This window comes from Pseudomonas sp. PGPR40 (assembly GCF_022014505.1).
Taxonomy (GTDB): domain Bacteria; phylum Pseudomonadota; class Gammaproteobacteria; order Pseudomonadales; family Pseudomonadaceae; genus Aquipseudomonas.
On the sequence record NZ_JAKLSP010000005.1, the window covers coordinates 81,093 to 99,959 of the forward strand.

An 18,867-nucleotide genomic window follows, 5' to 3' on the forward strand; every position below is an offset into this window, starting at 1 on the left:
GCTAAACAAAACAATAAGACTGGGAGCCCGCCATGTCGGTCGATCCGCAACAACTGCTGCGCGAGCTGTTTGCCACAGCCATCGACGCGGCCCATCCGCAGCATGTCCTCGAAGCCCATTTACCCAAAGATCGCAGCGGTCGAGTGATCGTTATCGGCGCCGGTAAAGCCGCGGCGGCCATGGCTCAGGTGGTCGAGCGCTGCTGGCAGGGTGAAGTGTCCGGCCTGGTGGTGACCCGTTACGGCCACGGCGCGCCGTGCGAAAAAATCGAAGTGGTCGAAGCCGCGCATCCGGTGCCGGATGCAGCCGGTCTTGCCGTGGCCAAACGGGTACTGGAACTGGTCAGCGACCTGAGCGAAGACGACCGCGTGATCTTCCTGCTCTCGGGGGGTGGATCTGCCCTGCTCGCCTTGCCCGCCGCCGGCATCACCCTCGCCGACAAACAGTCGATCAACAAAGCCCTGCTCAAATCCGGCGCGACCATCGGCGAGATGAATTGTGTGCGCAAGCACCTCTCGGCGATCAAGGGCGGTCGTCTGGGCAAAGCCTGCTGGCCGGCCACGGTTTATACCTATGCGATTTCCGATGTACCGGGCGATCTCGCCACGGTCATCGCGTCCGGCCCCACCGTGGCCGACCCGAGTACCTCGGCCGAAGCGCTGGCGATCCTCAGGCGTTATGGCATCGAAGTCCCGGCCTCGGTGCGCACCTGGCTGCAAAGCCCGGAATCGGAAACGGTCAAACCCGGCGATCCGAGTCTGGCCCGCAGTCATTTCCAATTGATCGCTCGCCCACAGCAATCGCTGGAAGCGGCAGCGGTGAAAGCCCGTCAGGCTGGTTTCAGTCCGTTGATTCTCGGCGATCTGGAAGGCGAATCCCGGGACGTGGCGAAGGTCCACGCCGGTATTGCGCGGCAGATCGTCCAGCACGGCCAGCCGCTGGCAGCGCCGTGCGTGATTCTGTCCGGCGGCGAAACCACCGTCACCGTGCGCGGCAATGGCCGTGGCGGGCGCAACGCCGAATTCCTGCTGAGCCTGACCGACAGCCTCAAAGGCCTGCCCGGCGTTTACGCGCTGGCCGGTGACACCGACGGTATCGACGGCTCCGAAGACAACGCCGGCGCCATCATGACCCCGGCCAGTTACGCCCGCGCCGCCGCCCTCGGCCTGAGCGCCAGCGATGAACTGGACAACAACAATGGCTACGGCTATTTCGCGGCGCTGAATGCGCTGATCGTCACCGAGCCGACCCGCACCAACGTCAACGACTTGCGCGCCATTCTGATTCTCGAGAGCCCTGAACATGACGCCTGACAAGAAGGTCAAAATCCTCGCCACCCTTGGCCCGGCCACCAACGGGATCGATGACATCCGTGAACTGGTGCAGGCCGGGGTCAATATCTTTCGCCTGAACTTCAGCCACGGCGATCATGCTGACCATGCACAGCGCTATCAGTGGATTCGTGAAGTCGAGCGCCAGCTGAATTACCCGCTGGGGATTCTGATGGACCTGCAAGGCCCGAAACTGCGGGTCGGCAAATTCGCCCAAGGCAAAGTGCAGCTGCATCGCGGTCAGGCCTTGCGGCTGGACCTGGACCCGACGCCGGGCGATGAGCGCCGGGTCAACTTGCCTCACCCGGAAATCATCGCAGCGCTGGAGCCAGGCATGGACCTGCTGCTGGACGACGGCAAGCTGCGCCTGCGGGTGGTGACCCGATACGCCGACGCCATCGACACCACGGTGCTTAATGGCGGCGAGCTGTCGGATCGCAAAGGCGTCAACGTGCCGCAAGCGGTGCTGGATCTGAGCCCGCTGACCGCCAAGGATCGTCGCGACTTGAGCTTCGGTCTGGAGCTGGGGGTGGATTGGGTCGCGCTGTCGTTCGTGCAACGCCCGGAAGACATCCTCGAAGCCCGCGCACTGATCGGCGACAAGGCGTTTTTGATGGCGAAAATCGAGAAGCCATCGGCCGTGACGCAACTGCGGGAAATCGCCGAATTGAGCGATGCGATCATGGTCGCTCGCGGTGACTTGGGCGTAGAAGTGCCGGCCGAGAGCGTGCCGCAGATTCAGAAAAACATCATCAGCACCTGCCGCCAACTCGGCAAACCGGTGGTGGTGGCGACGCAGATGCTGGAGTCGATGCGTTTCTCCCCGGCCCCGACCCGCGCCGAAGTCACTGACGTCGCCAACGCGGTGGCCGAAGGTGCGGACGCGGTGATGCTGTCGGCCGAAACCGCGTCCGGCGAATACCCGCTGGAAGCGGTGCAGATGATGAGCAAGATCATCCGTCAGGTGGAAAACGGTCCGGACTATCAGGCCCAACTGGACGTGAGCCGACCGAAAGCCGAGGCCACGGTGTCGGACGCGATCAGCTGCGCCATCCGCCGGATCAGCAATGTGCTGCCGGTGGCGGTGCTGGTGAACTACAGCGAATCGGGTACTTCGAGCCTGCGGGCTGCGCGGGAACGGCCGACGGTGCCGATCCTCAACCTGACGCCTAATCTGCAAACCGCTCGCCGGTTGACGGTGGCGTGGGGCGTGCACTCGGTGGTCAACGACCGGCTGCGCCAGGTGGATGAAGTGTGCTCGACGGCGTTGGAGATTGCCCAGGCACAGGGGATGGCTCAGCGCGGCGATACGTTGTTGATCACGGCGGGCGTGCCGTTCGGGCAGCCGGGGTCGACCAATTCGCTGCGTATCGAAACCCTGATTTAACCCCTACACGATGATCGTTCCCACGCTCTGCGTGGGAATGCAGCCCGGGACGCTCTGCGTCCCAAGAGCAGACGCAGAGCGTCCATTGAGGCATTCCCACGCAGAGCGTGGGAACGATCTGTACTGAACGACCCTCATCATGCCCGCCAACCACTTCAACACCCACTGTCCCGACTGGGCCACTGCCCTGCTCAATGGCTTCAGCCAGATATTCCTCCAACGTCATCCGCTGTGCGGTCTGCTGTGTCTGTTGGCGATTCTGTTCAGCGCGCCGGCCTTGCTCGGCGGTGCGTTGCTGGGAGGGGTCGCCGGGTTGCTCACCGCGCAACGTCGCGGGTACACCAAGGCTGATCGTCAGGCCGGGCTGTTCAGTTACAACGGTGTTTTGCTCGGCTTGCTGCTGAGCCTTTATTTCCCATGGTCGGCGCTGTTGCCACCGCTGATCATTGCCTGCGGCGGCCTGAGTGCGATGCTCACCCAGCAATGGCTCAAGCACACCCGCGATCATCATTGTCTACCGGCTTACACCGCGCCCTTCGTTGGATTGAGTTGGTTGTTGCTTGGCTTTGCCGCACCCCAGCAATCCATTCCACCGATCGAACTGAATACCCTCAACCTGCTCGCCGCCTCATTGAAAGGGCTCGGTCAGGTGCTGTTTCTCGGTCATCCGCTGGCCGGCGCACTCATTGCCATCGGATTACTGATCGCCGACCGCCGCGCCTTCCTATGGGCGCTGCTCGGCTCCGCCGCCGGCCTCGGATTCGCCCTGTTGCATCACGAAACATCAACCGCCCTGCAGGGTTTGAGCGGCTACAACGCCGTGCTCGCCGCCCTCGCCTTCAGCCAAAATCGTCGCCAGCCCTGGCTGCCATTGTTGGGAATCCTGCTGGCGGTGTTGCTCACACCGGGGTTTGCCGCACTCGGCCTGACCACGTTGACTGCACCCTTCATCCTCACCTGCTGGCTGATTCGCGCAGGCATTCGGGTGCTGCGTCAGGCCGCCATGGACAGCGCGCCTTGCGCTACCGGGGAGAATCGACCTAGGCTTCGCTGATTCCAGGTTCAGGCGCTTTCCATGGACAGCAATAAAAATTGGCGTGAAGAGCTTTACGTCATCATTTTCCAGGCCGACACCCCGGCCGGTCGGCGCTTCGACAGCATTCTGCTGTTGATCATCCTCGCCAGCCTGGTGATCGTGATTCTGGACAGTATCGACAGCGTTCACCAGAACTACGCCGACCTGCTGGCGTACATCGAATGGGGCTTCACCGTCGTTTTCGCCATCGAGTATGGCCTGCGCCTGTACTGCTCGCCCAAACCGTTGCGCTACGCATTCAGCTTTTATGGGCTGGTGGATTTGCTGGCGATCGTGCCCGGCATTCTCGCGCTGTATTACAGCGATGCGCAGTACCTGCTGATTATCCGGATCATTCGGATGCTGCGGATTTTCCGCGTGCTCAAGCTCAGCCCGTATCTGAAGCAAGCCAACTATTTGATGACGGCGTTGCGCGGCAGCAAGCAGAAGATCGTGGTGTTTCTGCTCAGCGTCAGCACCCTGGTGACGGTGTTCGGCACGCTGATGTACGTGATCGAAGGCCCGGAACACGGCTTCACCAGCATCCCCAAAGGCATCTATTGGGCCATCGTCACGCTGACCACCGTGGGCTTCGGCGACATCGTGCCCAAGACGCCATTAGGTCAGGTGGTTTCGTCGCTGGTGATGATCACCGGTTACTCGATCATCGCCGTCCCGACGGGGATTTTCACCGCGGAACTGGCCAACGCCATGCGCGGTGAACAACTGCAACACGATTGCCCGACCTGCAAGAAAAACAGCCACGAACACGGCGCAGCATTTTGCTCCCGTTGCGGCAATGCGTTGTTCAGAAAACTGGAATAAGCAAAGTGCTTTTTAATCTTTAAAGGACTATGCGAGCCCGGCTATAGTCGCCGGCAAATTGCCAACACTTTCCATCGAACATGTTTGATAAAACAAGGAATGCGCAGTGAAAAAACTCTTTGGCGCCTCACTTCTGGCCGCTGGCCTGGCCTTGGGCAGCGTGGCTCAGGCTGCACCGACCCTGCTTAACGTTTCCTACGACGTGATGCGTGATTTCTACAAGGACTACAACGCTGCCTTCCAGAAACACTGGCAAGCCGAGCACAACGAAAACATCACGCTGCAGATGTCCTTCGGCGGCTCCAGCAAACAGGCGCGTTCGGTGATTGATGGCCTGCCAGCTGATGTCATCACCATGAACATGGCCACTGACATCAATGCCCTGGCGGACAACGGCAAACTGGTCCCGGACAACTGGGTCACGCGCCTGCCGAACAACAGCGCGCCATTCACCTCGGCCACCGTGTTCATCGTGCGCAAAGGTAACCCGAAAGCCCTGAAAGACTGGCCCGACCTGCTCAAGGACGGCGTACAAGTAATCGTCCCCAACCCGAAAACCTCGGGCAACGGCCGTTACACCTACCTCTCGGCCTGGGGCTATGTGCTGAAAAACGGCGGCGACGAAGACAAGGCGAAAGCCTTCGTCGGCAAACTGTTCAAACAAGCACCGGTGCTGGATACCGGTGGCCGTGCAGCGACCACCACCTTCATGACCAACCAGATCGGCGACGTACTGGTGACCTTCGAAAACGAAGCGGAAATGATTGCGCGTGAGTTTGGTCGTGATCAATTCGAAGTGATTTATCCGAGTGTTTCTGCCGAGGCCGAACCGCCAGTGTCCGTGGTCGACAAAGTGGTCGATAAAAAAGGCACTCGCGCTGCCGCTGAAGAATATTTGAAGTACCTGTGGTCTCCGCAAGGTCAGGAAATTGCGGCTGCCAACTACCTGCGTCCGCGTGATCCGGCGATATTGGCCAAGTACACCGATCGCTTCCCGAAAGTGGATTTCCTTTCGGTCGAGAAGACCTTTGGTGACTGGCGCACTGTGCAGAAGACCCACTTCAATGATGGTGGGATTTTCGATCAGATCTACAGCGGTCAGTGATTCCTGAGCCCAATGAATAGGCGACCTGCTACGGTCGCCTTTTTTTTCGTGGCGAGCTTGTATGACCCGTCTTGAACCTCTGTAGGAGCTGGCTTGCCAGCGAAGACGGCCTCACGTCATGCAGCGCTCATGACAACGCCTTCGCCGGCAAGCCGGGCTCCTACGTGTCGACGGCGTTCAAAATGTCTGTGGAGCCTTCATTGCACACAGAAATAATGACTATCACTTCAAACCTTCTTCCGCCGCTCTAGCCAGCCGATTAGGCTCCCCGCATTCCTTTTTGTTCAGCGAGACCCGTAATGACCCCAACGACTCAGGTGCCACTCGGTGCCGCGACAATGACCCGAGGCATGGTGCTGCTCTTCGCCTTCTGTTGCGGCGCCATCGTGGCCAACATCTACTACGCCCAGCCGATCATCGGCCTGATCGCGCCGGACATCGGCCTGACCGACACCATGGCCAGCCTGATCGTTTCGCTGACGCAGATTGGTTATGCGCTGGGTCTGTTCTTCCTGGTGCCGTTGGGTGATCTGCTGGAAAACCGACGCTTGATGATCATCACCACCGTGGTGGCGATTGCCAGTCTGCTGGGCGCGGCATTCACCGATCAGCCGAACGTGTTTCTGCTGATCTCGTTGCTGGTGGGGTTCAGCTCGGTGTCGGTGCAGATCCTGATTCCACTGGCCGCCCACCTGGCGCCGGAAGAATCCCGGGGCCGCGTAGTCGGCGGCATTATGGGTGGTTTGCTGCTGGGGATTCTGCTGGCTCGACCAGTGTCCAGCGTAATCGCCGACCACTTCGGCTGGCGTGCGATGTTCGTCATCGCAGCGGTGTTGATGGCGGCTATCAGCATCGTGCTGGCCCTGACCATCCCCAAGCGCCAGCCTGATCACAGCGCTTCTTATGGCCAGTTGTTGGGTTCGCTCTGGACGCTGTTGCGTCAGCAGCCGGTATTGCGTCAACGGGCGTTTTACCAAGCCTGCATGTTCGCCACCTTTAGCCTGTTCTGGACGGCAGTGCCGCTGGAACTGTCGCGTAATCATGGCTTGTCGCAAACCCAGATCGCGATCTTCGCTCTGGTCGGTGCCATCGGCGCGATTGCCGCACCCATCGCCGGTCGACTGGCCGATGCCGGCCATACACGCATCGCCTCGCTGCTGGCCCTGCTATTCGCCAGCCTGAGTTTCATGCCGGCGTTCATCCATCCGATTTACAGTGTCATCGGCCTTGCCGTCACCGGCGTGGTGCTCGACTTCTGTGTGCAGATGAACATGGTTTTGGGCCAGCGCGCGGTCTATGCCCTCGATGCCAAAAGCCGCGGCCGTTTGAATGCGCTGTACATGACCAGCATCTTTATCGGTGGTGCATTTGGTTCTTCGGTGGCCAGCGCGGTGTATGAGCATGGCGGCTGGTTGTGGATCGTGATTGTCGGCAGTGTGTTTCCACTGTTGGCGTTGTTGCGGTTTTTGAGTGTTTCGCAGAGGCGTTCGTTGGCGACGGCTTAAGACGCTAAAAGCTTCGCGGGCAAGTCGGATCGCCGCACCGCTCGCTCCTACAGGTCTTGCATTGTCCCTGCAGGAGCGAGGCTGATACCCCTCAATGCCGAACCAGTTTCTCCATCGCCGCATCCGCGAGAAAGGAGGAGCGGCTTTTGACATTGTGCTCTCGCACATAGCGGTCAATGCGCTGGATTACGTAGCCAGGCAGTGTCACGTTGACCTTCTCGGTCTTGCCCAGATACGGCGAGATGTCGAGTTCCAGCATTCCCCAACCCATGTCGGCAAATTCCGGATTCTCGCGGTGCGCAGCCGCTGAGGTCGGCATCGGAATTGACTCCCCGTCTGCCATGATCTCCTGCAGCATGATGTGGGCAATTTCGACCGCCGCGTTGTAAGCATCTTCAAACGTATCCCCGGCCGTTACGGCACCTGGGATATCGGGGATCTGAATACCGATGGCGGTGTTCTCGTCGCCCCACTCGATACAGATTGGGTATTGCATTATGGATCTCCTGCCAAACTGGCTCCCGGGCAATAAAGCCCGGCTCGCCTCCTGATGCTTTTGACCGTCCCGATCGGCAAATCCTTTTTCGGATGAGGGACGGGTATCGTGTAAGGGTTGTAACGGTGAGTGAAGAGGTGATGACTGCCGGTGACCCGGTCCAGTGTCCAGCCCGCCTCTATCAGCTCTTTGATCAATAACCTGCTCTGCACCACCAGCCTCCTTGCTCCGGCCCAATAAAAATAACCCTAGAGTTATATTTACTCAAGCACAAAAGTTCGGAGTGCGACGTTCGGTTGTTTTACAGGGTGTTGATTTGATCGGATCGTAATCAGCTAGAAGACTCGGACATTTGTCAATTTCCTCTAAAACTTGCTGGCAAAAAAGTCATAAACAAGCTTGATTTTCGTTTATTGCGGTTTTCGTTTGATTCGAATAGCCTTTTCAGCATCGTTACTCAGAATCCTGGAATTTCATCATGTCCTTAATCATCCACCCACCGATCAACCTGCCCATGGCGCGCGAAGTTCAGGCCGCTATCGAAGGCCAGCGCGCCCTTGCTGCCTATCTCGCGACTCAATTCGAAACCCAACGCATCCAGATTTTCGACGAGCAGAATGAAGCACACAGCGTCGAACTGCCCACTTCAGCCCTTCGATTGCTGATCGACATACTGGCTGCATTGGCAGAAGGCAATGCGGTAAAGGTCGTCCCGGTTCACGCGGAACTGACCACCCAGGAAGCGGCGGACTTGCTCAATGTCTCACGCCCGCACCTGATCAAACTGCTGGAGTCCGGCGAGTTGTCCTACCACAAAACCGGCAAGCACCGACGTGTGCGCTTTGCCGATTTGATGGATTATAAAAACCGGCGCGACACCGCCAGCGAGCAAGCAATGACGCTTCTCGCCGAGCAAGCACAAGCGTTAAGGACAGGATACGAGTGAGGCATTCCCCTTTTACCGCTGTATATGACGCATGTGTTTTGTACCCTGCTCCCCTGAGAGACTTTCTGATGTGGCTCGCACTCTCCGGACGTTTCAGGGCGCGATGGTCACTGGAGATACACAACGAATGGAAGCGCAATCTGCTGAAAAACCGCCCGGACCTGACAACAGAGCAACTGGATCGCACGTCCGCCTTGATGGATCAAGCCATACCCGATGCTTGCGTATACGGTTACGAAAAGTTGATCGAAGGGCTCACACTGCCCGACATCGATGACCGACATGTTCTGGCTGCCGCCATACGCTGCAATGCCAGTGTCATCGTGACGTTTAATCAGAAAGACTTTCCGGATGAAACACTCGGACCTTTTGGCATCGAGGCGCAGCATCCTGACGAATTCGTCGATAACCTCTTTGATCTGGATCCGGCAGCGGTTGTCGCGGCAGCACAACGGCAACGCAAACAGCTAAAGCTGCCGCCGATGGATGTCGGTACCTATCTTGATCTGCTCTTTCGCCAAGGCCTGATTCAGTCGAGCAAGGCATTGACCCATTATCGGGCGATTCTTTAATCGCCTCTCACGAACCCCAAAAAGCAAAACGGCGATCCTCAGATCGCCGTTTCCATTCACTGCCCGAATTTTCTGCCTAACCCACCCGGCACGCCATTGATGTTCGTCTCTTCCCACGGCCCGTTGGGGCTGATCGAGCGGCTCCAGCCGTTGTTCCAGCGGTAGTAGGTGCGCTGGCGGTAGAAGGTGTTGGTCTGATCATCGAGGACGTAAACGCCGAGCTTCGCGTCCCAATGGCTATTGCCGCCCGGTGGCGGGGCGAAGCTGGCAGAGGTGCGTGGCACCGGCTTCGAAGGTTTGACCGGGGTACTCGGTTTGCTCGGTACCGTCGGCGGAACCGGTTTGGTACTCGGCTGCGAAGGCGGGATTGGCGGCAGCCGTTCGGGTTCGTACTCCTGGACCGCACAAGCGCTTAGCCCCAAAACCATCATGCTGAGGAGAGTGATACGAGCGAAGGCGGTCATGGTGGCGTTTCCTGTTATTTATCCGGGCTGTCGATGATCAGTTTTTGTTGCGCGGTGGTGCTGGTGGCCAAGGGTTGGCTGCGACCGATCCATTCGCCGGCAGTCGGTTGGCCGGCGCGGGAGATGCGCGCAACCAGTTGGACTTCAGGGAAGTTCGACAGTTTCAACTGGGGCATCATGGCGTCGGCATCACCCAGTTCGACAGTTGCCGGCAAGTCGGCGACGGTCAGACGCTTGGCGGCCAGCGGCGCGGGCGGGCCGGAGATGGCGCGGGCGAAGATGAACACGCTGTCACCCGGCAGGACCTTGGCTTTCAGCTCTGGTGCCAGATCGACTTGCACTTTGAGCAGTGCTGCAGCTTTGGCCGCAGGCGCCTGGGCAACCTTGCCACCACTGGCTTCGAGTTTCTCGGCGGCCCGAGTAATACCGCCTTGCAGCGCGACGCGGGATTTATCATCCGGCGGCAGTTGCGCCAGCAGTCGATTCCAGTAGTCGATGGCCTCCTGGTAGCGCTCGCCTTCGAAGGCCGCAATGCCCAGCAGACCAAGGCTGGTGACTTCTTTCGGATCAGCTTTCAGCGCTTCGTCGGTCAGGGCCTGAACCTTGTCCGACCACTTCTTGCCGTCGGCGAAATATTGCGCCTGGGCCCATTGCCCGAGCAGTTCCGGCTGACGACCGGCCAGGGCTACGGTGCGTTCGAAGATCTTCGCCGCATCGCCCGGACGGTCCTGAGCCATGTAAGTGCGACCGAGGAAGTACAGGCCCTCGGCCGAATCCGGTTGGGCGGCGACCGCACGCTCCAGCCGACGGGTCATTTCTTCCATCGACTGCGGCGCCCGGGCGAATTCGCGGGTCAGCTCGACTTTGTCGCTGGCGCCGAAATGCAGGTATAGCCCAAGGCCCAACACCGGCACCAGAATCGCCGCCAGCAATGGCAACGGCTTGCCCAGACGCGACACACGCGGCGCCTCGACGCCTTCGGTGTCGGCGAGCAGTTCACGGGCAGCTTCGGCGCGGCCGGTGTCCATTTGTTCGGCGTTGAGCACGCCTTCTTCCTGCTGAGTCTGCAACTCAGCCACGCGCTCCTGATAAAGCGCGACATTGAGTGCCGTACGATCCTCTTCAAGCTGAGCGCGGCGACCACGCAGAACGGGGATCAGCAGAAAACTCAGGGCAACCAGGAGCAGCAGGCCTGCAGCGAGCCAGAAATCAATCATGCTTGGTTTTATCCAACAGGTGGTCGAGGCGCTCGCGCTCCTCGGCAGAAAGCGTGTCCGGGCTGTCAGTGCGTTGCACGCGACGACGGCGGACGATCACGACGATAACCACAAAACCGCCCAGCAACAGGCCGGCAGGGCCGAACCAGAGCAGTGCGGTTTTGGCGTTGAGGGCAGGTTTGTAGCGGACGAAATCACCGTAGCGGTCGACCATGAAATCGATGATTTGCTGGTTGTCCTTGCCCTCGCCGAGCATGCGGAAAATCTCTTTGCGCAGGTCGGCGGCGATCGGTGCGTTGGAATCGGCGATGTCCTGATTCTGGCACTTGGGGCAACGCAACTCTTTGGTCAGCTCGCGAAAGCGCTCACGGTCGCCTTCTTTGGCGAACTCGTAGGTGTCGATGGCCGCGTGGGCCACACCGGCCATGCTCAAGCCGAGGACGGCGGCAGCGATCCAACGCTTCATGGCTTGGCCTCGTCGACCAGCGCCTGATACTTGGCCGCCAGTTTTTCGCGCCAGACTTGCTCGTCGATCACGCCGACGAATTTGTCGCGGATGATGCCCTTGGCGTCGATGAAGAAGGTTTCCGGTGCGCCATAAACGCCGAGGTTCAGGCCAAGGGTGCCGGCATCGTCACGGATGTCCAGTTGATACGGGTTGTGGAACTCGGCCAGCCACTTCAAGGCATCAGCGTTGATGTCCTTGTAGTTGACTCCGTAGATCACCACGCCTTGCTGCGCCAATTTGTTCAGCACCGGATGCTCGACCCGGCAGGAAATGCACCAGGTGCCCCAGACGTTGACCAGTGCCGGTTTCCCCAGAATGTCCGCTTTGGTCAGGGTTTTGTCACCCTGCACCGAGGGCAGCGAAAATTCCGGGAATGGTTTGTTGATCATCGCCGAGGGCAACTCGGCCGGGTTCAGGTACAGGCCCCGATACAGAAAAACAGCAACCACCAGAAAAATCGCCAGTGGCAACAGCATCAACCAACGTCTCATGCGGTGGCTCCCGTCATGCCGAGCGCTTCACGCACGCGGCTTTTCACCTTGACCCGATAACGGCGATCCAGCGCCGCCAGCAACCCGCCGAGACCGGTGAGCAACCCACCGAACCAGATCCAGCGCACGAACGGCTTGACGTGCACGCGGACCGCCCAGGCGCCCTCGCCCAGCGGTTCACCCAATGCGACGTAAAGGTCACGGGTGAAACCGGCATCGATCCCGGCTTCAGTCATCACCGAATTCTGCACGGTGTACAGGCGTTTTTCCGGGTGCAGCACGCTGATTTCCTTGCCATCGCGGATCACCCGCACGGTGCCCTTGTCGGACGTAAAGTTCGGCCCTTCGAAGTGCTTGGCGCCTTCGAACACGAATTGATAACCGGCCAGGCTCATGGATTCACCCGGCGCCAGGCGCAGATCACGCTCGGCACTGTTCTGGCTCGACAACACGACACCGAGCGCGCACACGGCTATGCCCAAATGCGCGATTTGCATGCCCCAATAGCTGCGGGTCAGGGTCGGCAGACCTTTGATCAGGCCCTTGTGACGCGTCTTGTCGAAAATATCCCGCACACCGGCCAGCAACACCCAGGCAGCCAGCATGAACGTCGCCAGCACCGCCCAATTGAAATCGCCGTAAGCGACACCGGCCACCACGGCCAGCGCAGCGCTACCGAGCAACACCGGGGTCAACATGCTCATCAGCCATTTGACCGGGGTGTCTTTCCAGCGCACCAGCATGCCGACCGCCATTACTGCCATCAGTATCGCCATCAATGGAATGAACAGCGCGTTGAAGTACGGCGGGCCGACCGACAGCTTGGCGCCGGTCATCGCGTCGAGGATCAATGGATACAAGGTGCCGAGCAGGATCATCGAAGCGGCGACCACCAGCACCAGGTTATTGCCCAGCAGCAGGGTTTCCCGGGACCAGAGATTAAAGCCGACCTGGCTCTTGACCACCGGAGCGCGCAGGGCGAACAGTGTCAGCGAACCACCGACCACGAACAGCAGGAAGATCAGGATGAACACGCCGCGCTCCGGATCGGAGGCAAAGGCATGCACCGACGTCAGCACGCCAGAACGCACGAGGAAGGTGCCGAGCAGGCTCAACGAAAACGCGGCGATGGCCAGCAACACGGTCCAGCTCTTGAACACGCCACGTTTTTCCGTGACCGCCAACGAGTGAATCAGCGCCGTGCCCACCAGCCAAGGCATGAAGGACGCGTTTTCCACCGGGTCCCAGAACCACCAGCCGCCCCAGCCGAGTTCGTAATAAGCCCACCAGGAGCCCAACGTAATACCGATACCGAGGAAGGCCCAGGCTACGATCGTCCACGGACGGGACCAGCGCGCCCACGCTGCATCGAGGCGACCACCCAGCAGCGCGGCGATAGCGAAGGCAAACGCCACCGAGAAACCGACATAGCCCATGTACAGCATCGGCGGGTGAACGATCAGGCCGATGTCTTGCAGCAAGGGGTTGAGGTCGCGTCCATCCGTTGGCATCTGCGGCAGGATTCGGGCGAAAGGATTAGACGTCAGGATCAGGAACAGCAGGAAACCGGTGCTGATCATGCCCATCACCGCCAGTACGCGAGCGAACATCTCTTGCGGCAACTGCCGGGAGAACACCGACACCGCGAAAGTCCAGCCGCCGAGGATCAGTGCCCACAGCAGCAACGAACCTTCGTGAGCACCCCAGACGGCGCTGAATTTGTAGTACCACGGCAAGGCGCTGTTGGAGTTGCTGGCCACGTAAGCGACGGAGAAGTCGTCCGCCATGAACGCGTAAGTCAGGCAACCGAAAGCGAACAGCAGAAACGCGAACTGCCCCCATGCCGCGGGCTGGGCCAGGCTCATCCACAAGCGATCACCGCGCCAGGCACCGAGCAATGGCACCACGGCCTGCACCAGCGCGAAACACAGCGCGAGGATCATGGCCAGGTGGCCCAGCTCTGGTATGAAGATGCCGGAAGTCATGGATCAACCCTCCTTCGCGGGTGTAGGGGCGGATTGACCACTGTCTTTCAAAGCCTTGGTCACTTCCGGCGGCATGTACTTTTCATCGTGCTTGGCCAGCACTTCGTCCGCCACCACCACACCGTCAGCGTTGAGCTTGCCGAGGGCGACGATGCCCTGCCCTTCGCGGAACAGGTCCGGCAGGATGCCGCGATAACTGATGGTCACGGATTTGTTGAAGTCGGTAACGATGAATTTCACGTCCAGGGAATCGCCAGAACGTTGCAATGAACCCGCCTCGACCATGCCGCCCGCACGAATGCGCGTGTCTTGCGGCGCTTCGCCGTTGGCGATCTGGGTCGGGGTGTAAAACAGATTGATGTTCTGCTGCAGGGCGCTCAGGGCCAGGCCGACGGCAGCGCCGACACCGACGAGGATCGCGAGAATGATGATAAGACGCTTTTTACGCAGCGGATTCACTGGCCGTTCTCCCGGCGCAGACGACGCGCCTCTTGTTGCAGATACCGCTTGCGGGCCAGGATCGGCGCCGCCACGTTGAGGGCCAGCACCGCCAGGCTGATGCCATAGGCTGACCAGACATACAGGCCATGATGGCCCATGGCGAGAAAGTCGCCGAATGAAGCGAAACTCATCGAGCGGCCTCCAGACTGTTCTGCACTTCGGTTTTCACCCAGCTCGCCCGGGCTTCGCGCTTGAGCACTTCAAGGCGCATGCGCAGCAACAGCACCGCGCCGAAGAAACAGTAGAAACCCAGCGCCGTCAGCAGCAGTGGCAGCCACATTTCGATTGGCATCGCCGGTTTTTCGGTGAGGGTGAAGGTCGCGCCCTGATGCAGGGTATTCCACCACTCCACCGAGTATTTGATGATCGGGATGTTGATCACGCCGACGATTGCCAGCACCGCGCAGGCCTTGGCCGCACTGTCACGATTGCTGATGGCGTTGCCCAGCGCAATAAGACCGAAGTACAGAAACAGCAGAATCAACATGGACGTAAGTCGCGCATCCCAGACCCACCACGAGCCCCAGGTCGGCTTGCCCCAGATCGCGCCGGTGACCAGCGCCACGGCAGTCATCCAGGCACCGATCGGCGCGGCGCATTGCAGGGCGACGTCGGCCAGCTTCATCTTCCAGACCAGCCCGACGATGCCGCACACGGCCAGCATCACGTAGATGGACTGCGCCAGCATGGCGGCGGGAACGTGGATATAGATGATGCGAAAGCTGTTGCCTTGCTGGTAGTCGGGCGGCGCGAAGGCCAGGCCCCAGACCACGCCGACACCGATTAGCAGCAACGCGGCGATGCTCAGCCAGGGCAGCAGTTTGCCGCTGATGCCGTAGAACCATTTGGGTGAGCCGAGCTTATGAAACCAGGTCCAGTTCATTGCTGTTTCCATCACGGTTGCTGCTCGTCATCACGAGGCAGCCAAAGGGTCTTTGCTGGTTAAAAATTAACCAGACCTCATTATTCGCCGACGCTGATCTTCAGGCCAGCGGCTATTGCAAAAGGTGTCAGGGTTATCGCCAGGGCGGTCAGGCTACCAAGCCACAAGAGATAACCGGTCGCCGGCATGCCCTGCAATGCCGCCTGCAAGGCGCCACTGCCAAGAATCAACACCGGGATGTACAGCGGCAGAATCAACAACGCCAGCAACAGGCCGCCGCGCTTCAATCCGACCGTCAGCGCTGCGCCCACCGCACCGAGCAGGCTCAGCACCGGTGTACCCAGCAATAAAGAAAGCAGCAACACCGGCAGACAGGCGGCCGGCAAACCGAGCATCAACGCCAGCAAAGGTGCGAGCAAAACCAGCGCCAGCCCGGAAAACGCCCAGTGTGCCAGCACCTTGGCCAAAACCAGAATAGGCAGGGGGTGCGGCGAAAGGACCCACTGCTCAAGCGATCCGTCTTCGAAATCACTGCGGAAAAGCCCGTCCAGCGAGAGCAAGACCGATAAAAGCGCTGCCACCCAGACCAGCCCCGGGGACAAGGTTTGCAACAATTGAGGCCCGGCGCCGACCGCCAATGGGAACAAGGAGACAACGATGGCGAAGAACACCAGCGGATTCGCCAATTCGGCAGGACGGCGGAACAGCAAACGTGCCTCGCGGGCGACCAACAGGCCGAAAACACTCATACGGCCCAGTTCCCCAAATCAATGTCGCGGTAGCCGGCCGGCATCCGGGTCAGGGTGTGGTGCGTGGTCAGGACCACCATACCGCCCCGCTCGCAATGCGCCGCCAGGTGTTCTTCGAGTTGCGCCACGCCTTGTTTGTCCAGCGCGGTGAACGGCTCATCGAGGATCCACAGCGGCGGACTGTCCAGGTACAACCGCGCCAAGGCCACGCGCCGTTGCTGGCCGGCAGAGAGGGTGTGACAGGGAACATCCTCAAAACCGCGCAGCCCCACAGCCGTCAGCGCCTGCCAGATCGCCTCATGGGAAGCCGGTTGATGCAAGGCGCAGAGCCAACTGAGGTTTTCCTCGGGGGTCAACAGGTCCTTGATGCCGGCGGCGTGGCCGATCCACAACAGGTTGCGCGCCAGTTCGCTGCGTTGCTCGTTCAATGGCTGGCCGTTTAGCAATACTTGACCGGCGGTCGGGTGCATCAAACCGCAAAGCAGACGTAAAAGGCTGGTCTTGCCACTGCCGTTGGGGCCACTGATTTGCAACATTTCGCCACTGGCCAGTCTCAATTCGAGATTTTCGAAAAGCAGCCGAAGGTCTCGCTCACAGGCGAGGGCAACGGTTTGCAGGACAGGACTGGTCAAGAGATCACGGGCCTTATACGGTTCAAGTCGGCTTTGGCGCGGCCGTTAAAGAGATGCAGGATAAATGTATTGGCGGCCCGAACTAGAGAGCTGCGTCAAATAATTGCAATGTTTCCGGCACCCTGTATACAAGTGGGCGGCATTATACATGCCATCTCCTACTCTCAAGCGTGCATTTTCCGAAGGTTGTGACCGCGTATGACAGGCGAAATGAACATCCTTCCGCTACCGCAGACCACCCCGGCGACGACCCGTCCGCTGGCGGTCAGTGGCGAGTTGCTCAAGTTGCTGACGCCGATGGAGGGCTTGATCACGGCCGGTCAAACCGCCAAGGCCGAAGTGCTGTCGCTCAAGCAGGCGGATCAGATCTTTCAATTGCTGCTCAAAGTCACCCTCGACAGCGGCCGCCAGACCACGGTCCAGGCCACCAGTACCCAGCCACTGCCTCAGGGCACCAGCCTGGCAATCACCCAGCCATCGGCGGGCAATCTGGCGGTCACGGTGCAACAGGCCATCGCCTCCAGCGTCGCCGCGCTCACCCGCATCGACACGGCGCAACTGCCGGTCGGCACCTTGCTGCAAGGCAAAGTGCTGACTTCTCAGGTGATGCCACAGGTGCCGGGCCAGCCAACGATGTTTCGCTCAATGGTCAGCCTGCTCAACACCGCACTGAGCGGCAGCACCCTGAGCATCGACAGCCCGACGCCATTGCGCATCGGTACCTTGCTGAGCGCCTTGGTGCAGGACACCCAGACGCTGAAGTTCGTCCCGTTAAGCAGCCGTCAGGAACAGTTGGCGGTGACGCAACAACTGGTCAGCCAGCAAAGTCGCCAAGGCTCTCTGGATGGCTTGCTCAAAGTCCTGCAAAACCTGCCGCCGTCGGATCAGACCTCCAAAGAACTACGCACCGCCGTGGAAAAAATACTCGCCGGCCTGCCGGACGTTCAGCAACTCAGCACGCCCAAAGGCCTCGCCCAGGCACTGGCCAACAGCGGCCTGTTCCTCGAGGCGAAACTGCTGACCGGACAAAACCCGACGCTGACATCTGACATGAAAGGCGACCTGCTTAAACTGATCGCACAACTGACGCCGGGTCTGCCGGCCAATACCAATCTCAACGCGATCATTGCCGCCAATACACTGGCGCAAGCGCTGCCCGGTTTCGTGCGCAGCGCCCTGGGCATGCTCGGGCAAGTCAGCGCCAAACCATTGCCGACCAGTTTCCCTCTCCCCGAGCGTCTGCTGCAAAGTCAGGACAGTGAAGGCGACCTGGAGCACCTGCTGCGCCTGGCAGCGGCAGCCGTCTCGCGCCTGCAAAGCCATCAACTGTCGAGCCTGGAACAGACCGGGATCACCGACGACGGTCGCCTGCTCAGTACCTGGCAGCTGGAAATCCCCATGCGCAACCTGCAGGACATCGTGCCGTTGCAGGTCAAGTTCCAGCGCGAAGAAGCGCCCGAGAAAGAACAGCCGCACGAACGCCGCGATGAACGCGAACCCAAGCAACAGCTGTGGCGCGTCGATCTGGCGTTCGACATGGAACCGCTGGGGCCGTTGCAGATTCAGGCCCAGCTGATCAAAGGCAGCCTCTCCAGTCAGCTGTGGGCCGAACGGCCGTACACCGCAAGCCTGATCGAAAACAATCTGGCCGCGCTGCGCGAGCGCTTGCTGGCTTCCGGCCTGAACGTCGGTGATCTGGATTGCCACCTCGGCATACCGCCTCAAGGCCCTCAAACCCGCCTCGAACAACGCTGGGTCGACGAAACCGCATGAATGAATCCACCGCACCGCGCCAGGCCATCGCCCTTAAATACGACGGCAGCCATGCCCCTACCCTCACGGCCAAAGGTGATGAGGAACTGGCGGAAGAAATTCTGAAGATTGCCCGCGATTATGAAGTGCCGATTTATGAAAATGCCGAGCTGGTGAGATTGTTGGCGCGGATGGAATTGGGGGAGAGTATTCCGCAGGAGTTGTATCGCACGATCGCCGAGATCATTGCGTTTGCGTGGAATTTGAAGGGGAAGTTTCCGGCGGGGCATGATTCAGAGGTGGGGATGGTGGAGAAGGACATTACCGAACGCGACGACGACTATTGATCGTTCCCACGCTCTGCGTGGGAATGCAGCCCGGGACGCTCCGCGTCCCATCCAAAGCCGAACGCGGAGCGTCCGTTGAGGCATTCCCACGCAGAG

General features: G+C 60.0%; 22 protein-coding genes. 10 read left to right on the top strand and 12 right to left on the bottom strand.

The features are described from left to right. Positions 1–32 precede the first annotated feature (32 nt). The 6 genes from MEB48_RS06400 (at position 33) to MEB48_RS06425 (ending at position 7,228) form a co-directional block, all read left to right on the top strand. The gene (locus tag MEB48_RS06400; RefSeq protein WP_237882921.1) at positions 33–1,313 is read left to right on the top strand and encodes a glycerate kinase type-2 family protein; all 1,281 of its coding nucleotides are present in this window, start codon (positions 33–35) and stop codon (positions 1,311–1,313) included. Next, the gene (pyk, locus tag MEB48_RS06405; protein WP_237882923.1) at positions 1,303–2,718 is read left to right on the top strand and encodes a pyruvate kinase; all 1,416 of its coding nucleotides are present in this window, start codon (positions 1,303–1,305) and stop codon (positions 2,716–2,718) included. Before MEB48_RS06400 ends, pyk begins: the two co-directional genes overlap by 11 nt. Positions 2,719–2,857: 139 nt before the next feature. After that, positions 2,858–3,772, top strand: coding sequence for an urea transporter (locus MEB48_RS06410; RefSeq protein WP_237882925.1), 915 nt, complete (start codon positions 2,858–2,860; stop codon positions 3,770–3,772). Positions 3,773–3,793: 21 nt separating this feature from the next. Beyond that, positions 3,794–4,618 (top strand): ion transporter, encoded by an 825-nt coding sequence (locus MEB48_RS06415; protein ID WP_237882927.1) that lies wholly within the window; start codon positions 3,794–3,796, stop codon positions 4,616–4,618. A 106-nt stretch (positions 4,619–4,724) separates the two neighbouring features. Continuing rightward, the gene (locus tag MEB48_RS06420; RefSeq protein ID WP_237882929.1) at positions 4,725–5,723 is read left to right on the top strand and encodes a sulfate ABC transporter substrate-binding protein; all 999 of its coding nucleotides are present in this window, start codon (positions 4,725–4,727) and stop codon (positions 5,721–5,723) included. 299 nt (positions 5,724–6,022) lie between these two features. Further along, positions 6,023–7,228 (top strand): MFS transporter, encoded by a 1,206-nt coding sequence (locus tag MEB48_RS06425; RefSeq protein ID WP_237882931.1) that lies wholly within the window; start codon positions 6,023–6,025, stop codon positions 7,226–7,228. Positions 7,229–7,319: 91 nt separating this feature from the next. Here the strand turns inward: MEB48_RS06425 and MEB48_RS06430 are convergent, their stop codons facing one another. Further along, entirely contained in the window at positions 7,320–7,724 is a 405-nt protein-coding gene (locus tag MEB48_RS06430) for a type II toxin-antitoxin system HicB family antitoxin (protein ID WP_008014960.1), read from the bottom strand. Then, on the bottom strand, positions 7,724–7,936 hold the full coding sequence (locus MEB48_RS06435) for a type II toxin-antitoxin system HicA family toxin (RefSeq protein WP_095051789.1): 213 nt from the start codon (positions 7,934–7,936) through the stop codon (positions 7,724–7,726). Before MEB48_RS06435 ends, MEB48_RS06430 begins: the two co-directional genes overlap by 1 nt. A 266-nt stretch (positions 7,937–8,202) precedes the next feature. Here MEB48_RS06435 and MEB48_RS06440 point away from each other — a divergent pair, with 266 nt between their 5' ends. Further along, positions 8,203–8,670 (top strand): helix-turn-helix domain-containing protein, encoded by a 468-nt coding sequence (locus MEB48_RS06440; RefSeq protein ID WP_237882933.1) that lies wholly within the window; start codon positions 8,203–8,205, stop codon positions 8,668–8,670. Beyond that, positions 8,667–9,242, top strand: coding sequence for a PIN domain-containing protein (locus MEB48_RS06445; protein ID WP_237882935.1), 576 nt, complete (start codon positions 8,667–8,669; stop codon positions 9,240–9,242). The genes MEB48_RS06440 and MEB48_RS06445 overlap by 4 nt, the downstream gene beginning before the upstream one ends. A gap of 56 nt (positions 9,243–9,298) precedes the next feature. On the opposite strand, the gene MEB48_RS06450 is transcribed toward MEB48_RS06445, so the two are convergent. The 10 genes from MEB48_RS06450 to ccmA form a co-directional block, all read right to left on the bottom strand. Then, positions 9,299–9,706: a hypothetical protein gene (locus MEB48_RS06450; RefSeq protein ID WP_237882936.1), complete on the bottom strand. Its 408-nt coding sequence runs from the start codon at positions 9,704–9,706 to the stop codon at positions 9,299–9,301. A 14-nt stretch (positions 9,707–9,720) separates the two neighbouring features. Further along, positions 9,721–10,923, bottom strand: coding sequence for a c-type cytochrome biogenesis protein CcmI (gene ccmI, locus MEB48_RS06455; protein WP_237882938.1), 1,203 nt, complete (start codon positions 10,921–10,923; stop codon positions 9,721–9,723). After that, the gene (locus MEB48_RS06460; RefSeq protein ID WP_237882940.1) at positions 10,916–11,389 is read right to left on the bottom strand and encodes a cytochrome c-type biogenesis protein; all 474 of its coding nucleotides are present in this window, start codon (positions 11,387–11,389) and stop codon (positions 10,916–10,918) included. Before MEB48_RS06460 ends, ccmI begins: the two co-directional genes overlap by 8 nt. Then, the gene (locus MEB48_RS06465; protein WP_237882942.1) at positions 11,386–11,922 is read right to left on the bottom strand and encodes a DsbE family thiol:disulfide interchange protein; all 537 of its coding nucleotides are present in this window, start codon (positions 11,920–11,922) and stop codon (positions 11,386–11,388) included. Before MEB48_RS06465 ends, MEB48_RS06460 begins: the two co-directional genes overlap by 4 nt. Further along, positions 11,919–13,907 (bottom strand): heme lyase CcmF/NrfE family subunit, encoded by a 1,989-nt coding sequence (locus tag MEB48_RS06470; protein ID WP_237882944.1) that lies wholly within the window; start codon positions 13,905–13,907, stop codon positions 11,919–11,921. Before MEB48_RS06470 ends, MEB48_RS06465 begins: the two co-directional genes overlap by 4 nt. A 3-nt stretch (positions 13,908–13,910) precedes the next feature. Further along, positions 13,911–14,366, bottom strand: coding sequence for a cytochrome c maturation protein CcmE (gene ccmE, locus MEB48_RS06475; RefSeq protein WP_237882946.1), 456 nt, complete (start codon positions 14,364–14,366; stop codon positions 13,911–13,913). Further along, positions 14,363–14,539 (bottom strand): heme exporter protein CcmD, encoded by a 177-nt coding sequence (ccmD, locus tag MEB48_RS06480; protein WP_237882948.1) that lies wholly within the window; start codon positions 14,537–14,539, stop codon positions 14,363–14,365. The genes ccmE and ccmD overlap by 4 nt, the downstream gene beginning before the upstream one ends. Further along, positions 14,536–15,291 (bottom strand): heme ABC transporter permease, encoded by a 756-nt coding sequence (locus tag MEB48_RS06485; protein ID WP_237882950.1) that lies wholly within the window; start codon positions 15,289–15,291, stop codon positions 14,536–14,538. The genes ccmD and MEB48_RS06485 overlap by 4 nt, the downstream gene beginning before the upstream one ends. A gap of 80 nt (positions 15,292–15,371) precedes the next feature. Further along, positions 15,372–16,040 (bottom strand): heme exporter protein CcmB, encoded by a 669-nt coding sequence (ccmB, locus tag MEB48_RS06490; protein WP_008072659.1) that lies wholly within the window; start codon positions 16,038–16,040, stop codon positions 15,372–15,374. Beyond that, the gene (gene ccmA, locus MEB48_RS06495; protein WP_223487736.1) at positions 16,037–16,672 is read right to left on the bottom strand and encodes a cytochrome c biogenesis heme-transporting ATPase CcmA; all 636 of its coding nucleotides are present in this window, start codon (positions 16,670–16,672) and stop codon (positions 16,037–16,039) included. Before ccmA ends, ccmB begins: the two co-directional genes overlap by 4 nt. A 198-nt stretch (positions 16,673–16,870) precedes the next feature. On the opposite strand from ccmA, the gene fliK reads away from it, so the two are divergent. Further along, the gene (fliK, locus tag MEB48_RS06500) at positions 16,871–18,445 is read left to right on the top strand and encodes a flagellar hook-length control protein FliK (RefSeq protein ID WP_237882952.1); all 1,575 of its coding nucleotides are present in this window, start codon (positions 16,871–16,873) and stop codon (positions 18,443–18,445) included. Further along, complete coding sequence (locus MEB48_RS06505; RefSeq protein WP_237882954.1) at positions 18,442–18,771, top strand: EscU/YscU/HrcU family type III secretion system export apparatus switch protein; 330 nt, start codon at positions 18,442–18,444, stop codon at positions 18,769–18,771. The genes fliK and MEB48_RS06505 overlap by 4 nt, the downstream gene beginning before the upstream one ends. Positions 18,772–18,867: the final 96 nt, after the last annotated feature.